5 protein-coding genes are annotated in these 4604 nt (G+C 63.5%); 3 read left to right on the forward strand and 2 right to left on the reverse strand.

Going from position 1 to position 4604, the window contains the following annotated elements; translation table 11 throughout:
* Positions 1-203: 203 nt before the first annotated feature.
* Positions 204-1037, reverse strand: coding sequence for an undecaprenyl-diphosphate phosphatase (locus tag H0W47_RS18325; protein WP_296927010.1), 834 nt, complete (start codon positions 1035-1037; stop codon positions 204-206).
* A 247-nt stretch (positions 1038-1284) separates the two neighbouring features.
* Positions 1285-2415, reverse strand: coding sequence for an FIST signal transduction protein (locus H0W47_RS18330; RefSeq protein WP_296927012.1), 1131 nt, complete (start codon positions 2413-2415; stop codon positions 1285-1287).
* 407 nt (positions 2416-2822) lie between these two features.
* Between H0W47_RS18330 and H0W47_RS18685 the strand changes: the two genes are divergently transcribed.
* Genes H0W47_RS18685 through H0W47_RS18345 form a run of 3 tightly spaced genes read left to right on the forward strand, consistent with a single transcriptional unit; the run spans position 2823 to position 4508 of the window.
* A complete protein-coding gene (locus H0W47_RS18685; protein WP_367265431.1) occupies positions 2823-3803 on the forward strand; it encodes a DUF6622 family protein in 981 nt (326 codons plus the stop codon).
* A 15-nt stretch (positions 3804-3818) separates the two neighbouring features.
* Positions 3819-4112 carry a 2TM domain-containing protein gene (locus H0W47_RS18340; RefSeq protein WP_296927014.1) on the forward strand — a complete coding sequence of 98 codons (294 nt, stop codon included), beginning with the start codon at positions 3819-3821 and terminating at the stop codon, positions 4110-4112.
* A gap of 15 nt (positions 4113-4127) precedes the next feature.
* Complete coding sequence (locus tag H0W47_RS18345) at positions 4128-4508, forward strand: hypothetical protein (protein WP_367265432.1); 381 nt, start codon at positions 4128-4130, stop codon at positions 4506-4508.
* The last annotated feature ends 96 nt before the right edge of the window (positions 4509-4604 follow it).

Genomic DNA, 4604 nt, shown 5'->3' on the forward strand with positions numbered 1-4604 from the left:
CCCCCCCCCCCCCCCCCTGCCCCGCAGCGAAGCGGAGGGGACGCAGACAGCAGGGTCGCCTTTTTCTTTGCTTACTTTCTTTTTGGCGACGCAAAAAGAAAGTGAGTTGCCGCCGGGCAACCCCCGGCTTGGTGGTGGACCGCCCGGCAGGAGCTTGCCAACACAGACGCCGCATCAAGTCCCGGGATAACACATCAGACGTCTCAACCCGCCCAGCGCACCCAGCCCATCTGGGCCGTGACCAGCACCACGATGCCGAACACAATGCGGTACCACGCAAAAGGCACAAAGCTATGGGTGGCGATGTAGCGCAGCAGCCAGCGTATGCACAGCCAGGCGCTGATGAATGAAAACAGCAGGCCGACACCGAACATGGGCAGGTCGGCCACCGACAGCAGCGCGCGGTCCTTGTACAGGCTGTATACCCCCGCACCAATCAGCGTCGGGATCGCCAGGTAAAACGAGAAATCGGTGGCCGCCTTGCGTGACAGCCCCAGCAACATGCCGCCAATGATGGTCGCGCCGCTGCGGCTGGTGCCAGGGATCATGGCCAGGCACTGCACCAGGCCGACCTTGAGCGCATCCATCAGCGTCATGGCCTCGACCTCTTGAATGCGCGCCGCCGCCGGGTTGTTCTGCTGGCGCCGCTCAACCCACAGGATGATGAAGCCGCCAATGATGAAGGTGGTGGCCACCACCACCGGGGTGAACAGATTCGCCTTGATGGCCTTGCCAAACAGCAGGCCCAGCAGCACCGCCGGCACAAAGGCCACAAAGACATTCAGCGCGAACTGCTGCGCCTGCTTTTCCGTCGGCAGTGCCACCAGCGTGTCGCGGATCTTCTGCCAATAGACCAGGATCACCGCAAAGATGGCGCCGGTCTGAATTGCGATGTCAAAGACTTTGGCCTTGGCGTCGTCAAACCCAAGCAGCGCGCCGGCAAGGATCAGGTGGCCGGTGGAGGAAATGGGCAAAAACTCGGTCAGGCCCTCGACGATGCCCATGACGGCCGCCTTGATCAGCAATGTGATGTCCACGCACGCTCCAGAAAGGTAAGGCGTGATTATCGCTGGCGGCTCGTAGCCCCCGGGGCGCGGCTGGCGCCGGGTCGGCGCGTTTTACGTTCGTTCACTACAACTCCCGCCGCGGTTATTGCGTTTCGTCGCAAAAGCCGCGCGGCACCCCAACACCTGACCGCAGTCCATCTCCTTCCTTCACAGGAGCCGCACAAGCACATCCACCTGTTTCCCCTCATTGCCCATCACCTGACGGCATCGCAGACTTCTAGGCAGCCTTAAACGGCTCCTCCCTCTCCGAAAACGTGGTAATCGTCATGGTCTGGTTGTGCAATTCACACCGCGCACCAGGTGTGAACGGGGAAATTTCGCCGTAGGAGTAAAAGCCCGCCAGCGTGGCACTGCCGCCCAGCACGTTGTTGACCGCCCGAACTTCCTCATCGACGCGTTCCTTGAGAACCAGCCGGCGCCCGACGCAGCTGATGAGGAGGGCCAGCTCTGGCTCGGACGACGGCAGCGCCTGTTGGCAGATGCGCGCTGCGCCGGTGGCGCCGTCGATCAGGCGGCTGAAATTGGCTTGCATCAGCTGGGCATAGGCGCCTTCGGGCACGTCGCCGGCGAAAGTGATGCTCTGCGCCGCTTCGTCGACGGCCAGGATGGTGCGCACCACCGGCGTCTCGTCCTCCTCGGCGCGGAGGCTCAAGGGAAACAACAGGCCGGTCGCAGGCAAACCCTTCGCCGGGCCCGCGCCCAGAAATTCCTTGTACAGCGCAAGCGCAGGCAAGCCATCCAGTTCGTACAGCACGTTCGCCTCCGACCGCGTGATGAGCCATTCAGTGTCGAAGGTATCCCATCCGCCCAGTGAGCCGTAGCCGACCTTCAGCCTGCTGCCGTACAAGCCGAGCGCCGAAATGGCGCCGGTCTCGGCGACGCCGTCCCGGTACACCAGGGTTTCGCCGAAGCGCACGCCGTCCCCGGCCATCCCGCCTGTCGCACTGACGCCATCGGGAAGGTGCTTCATCAACCCGGCAACGAACGCGCTGCCATTGACCTTTAAGCCATCGGTCATCACCAGGACATGCAGCAGCTTGTCTTCGACCCCAGTGGTCGCGTCGCGCACCACGAGCGGCAATTGCCTTGCGATCTGCTCACCCGCCTCGAAACTAGCCACCGCCGGCCCAACCTTCACCTGGGCGCTGCGTATTGGCGTACTGTCGAACTGCACCGCCGTGACCACAAGTGAGTCGTCGAGAACGTGGGAGCCGCAGATTTCCCCTGCAGTGGAGCAGCCGAAGATGTGAGCGGCTGAATACTCTGCACGGATTGCCGCGGTGAGGCGCCGCTGCCGCAGCACGGCCACACTGCCAAATACCAGCACCAGCTGCGCGGACTTCGCCAAGCTTTCCGCCGATCGTGGAGACCATCCCCGGGACTGAGTCCATTTTCTCTGTTCTGTTTTCATCTTTGCGTGAAAGGGTGGGACTTCAAGCTGTGTCAGGCCAAGTATGGCACCCGAAAGCATGCTCAATAGCGTACTTTCCCTGATGTAACGATCTGAATTCCCACCATTTTTGAACATGGATCGACAGGCCACGCGTCGGGACTGGATGATGGCCGAAGTCGCTGTGGTCGGGCCAGAGGTCCCCCTCCCCCGGCATACCCATACCTGCGGAACGGCCGCATGCGGCTCCGCCTTTCATCCCGTCCGCAGGCAACTCGCGCCGCAGTTTCTGCATTTCGTCGCAATCCACTCGCCCCCCGGGTGCGGCTTGGGCAAAGTTCGCTTCATCCAACCAGGAGCCACACATGGACATGTCACCCCTCATCGCCATTCACCTCACTGCCGCGCTTGCTGCCCTTGCCATGGGCCCTGTTGCCTTGTGGGCACGCAAGGCCGGCGCGAACCGGCCCCAGTTGCACCGCGCCACCGGCTACGCTTGGGTCACGTTGATGCTGTTGACGGGCACCTCGGCCATTTTCATCCGGGACTACCGGCTGCCCAACATTGCAGGCTACACGCCCATCCACCTGCTCGTTCCGGTGGTGTACGGCATGCTTTTCCTGGCTTTCTGGTTTCTGGCCAAGGGCAACATCACCGGCCACCGCAAGACCATGCAAGGCCTCTACCTCGGTGCCTGCGGCGTGGCAGGCGTCTTCACACTGCTGCCGGGCCGATTTCTGGGCGAGCTGATCTGGGTCAAATGGCTAGGCCTGCTCCCGCCCCACGTCCATCCCATCCCAACCGCAACCCAAGGGCCTCCCATGATTGCTCAAATCCTCATCAATACGCCCGTCTGGGTCTGGGGCCTGCTGGCCGCCCTGCTGGCCTTGGGCTTCAGTCAGGTGCGCAGCCGCAGCGCCAGCGCGGCCCGCATTGTGCTGATGTCGCTGGGCCTGGGCGCCTTCTCGCTGTACGGCACCATCTCGGCCTTCGGCGCCTCGCCGGCCGTGCTGGGCAGCTGGCTGGCCACCGCCGTCTTGCTGATGCTGGTGGTCACGCAACGCCCGGTGCCGGCCGGCTCACGTTACGACAGCGCCTCACGCCAGTTCCGGCTGCCGGGCAGCTGGATCCCCATGGTGCTGATCATGGGCATCTTCGTGACCAAATACGCCGTGGGCGTGAGCCTGGTGATGCACCCGGAATTGAAATACCACGCCAACTTCGGCATGGCCGTCGGCACGCTGTACGGCGCATTCAGTGGCATTTTTGCCGGCCGCGCCATCGGGCTGATGCGCCTGGCGCTGCGGCCCGCCGCAAGCCGGATTCAGCCCGCACTCAACGTCTGAACAAAGGAACCCACCATGAACACAAGCACCCTGCAAGACAAAGACCTCGACCGGGTGGCACGCAAGCGCGCAGCGGCCAAGATGGGCTGGTACATCCATGCCAGTGTTTACATCATCGTCAACCTGCTGTTGGCCGTGCTGTCGGCGATGAGCGACAGGCACTGGGCGGTATTCCCGGCCCTCGGCTGGGGCATCGGCCTGCTGATTCACGGCGCTGTGGTGTTCCTGGTCACCGGTGGTGGTGGCCTGCATGAACGCCTGGTGCAGCAGGAGCGCGAGCGCATGACGCTGCAGCGCGACGCCTGGTAAACAGCAGTGCACCCCATGCGCAACTACCTCCTCACCTGCCTGCTGTCGCTTGCCACCGCCTGCGCACAAGCTGGCATGGGACTTACCCAACTGGCTGGCCTGCAGGACGATGGCCCCGTCACCGTGTTCTACCCGTCCAGTGCGGACGAGCAGGCAAGCCAGCGCGGCCCCTTCACGCTGAGCCTGGCCTGGCAAGGCGCGCCGGTGCGCGGCAACGGCCGTCTGGTCGTCATCTCACACGGCTCGGGCGGCAACCCCTGGGTGCATGCAGACCTGGCCCGTACGCTGGTCAAGGCCGGTTTCGTGGTGGCCTTTCCCCAGCACCGGGGCGACCACACCGGGGATCTCACGGACCCCGGACCCGTTAGCCCGGATATTTCACCAGTAGTCCGATGAGCACATGATTTGGGGCGCGCAGCGGCCGATGCGTGTCGTTCGTCGAATTGTCTGGGTACTGGATGGGTTTTGGCCAATTTAGGGCGAACTGCCCCC

The sequence above is a fragment of the Polaromonas sp. genome (assembly GCF_013817205.1).
In the GTDB taxonomy this organism is placed as follows: Bacteria; Pseudomonadota; Gammaproteobacteria; order Burkholderiales; family Burkholderiaceae_C; genus Polaromonas.

What these genes read in the sequence shown, in the direction of transcription:
- H0W47_RS18685 (WP_367265431.1), top strand. Translation starts at nt 2,823, where the DNA reads ATGGACATGTCACCCCTCATCGCCATTCACCTCACTGCCGCGCTTGCT.
- H0W47_RS18345 (WP_367265432.1), top strand. Translation starts at nt 4,128, where the DNA reads ATGCGCAACTACCTCCTCACCTGCCTGCTGTCGCTTGCCACCGCCTGC.
- H0W47_RS18340 (WP_296927014.1), top strand. Translation starts at nt 3,819, where the DNA reads ATGAACACAAGCACCCTGCAAGACAAAGACCTCGACCGGGTGGCACGC.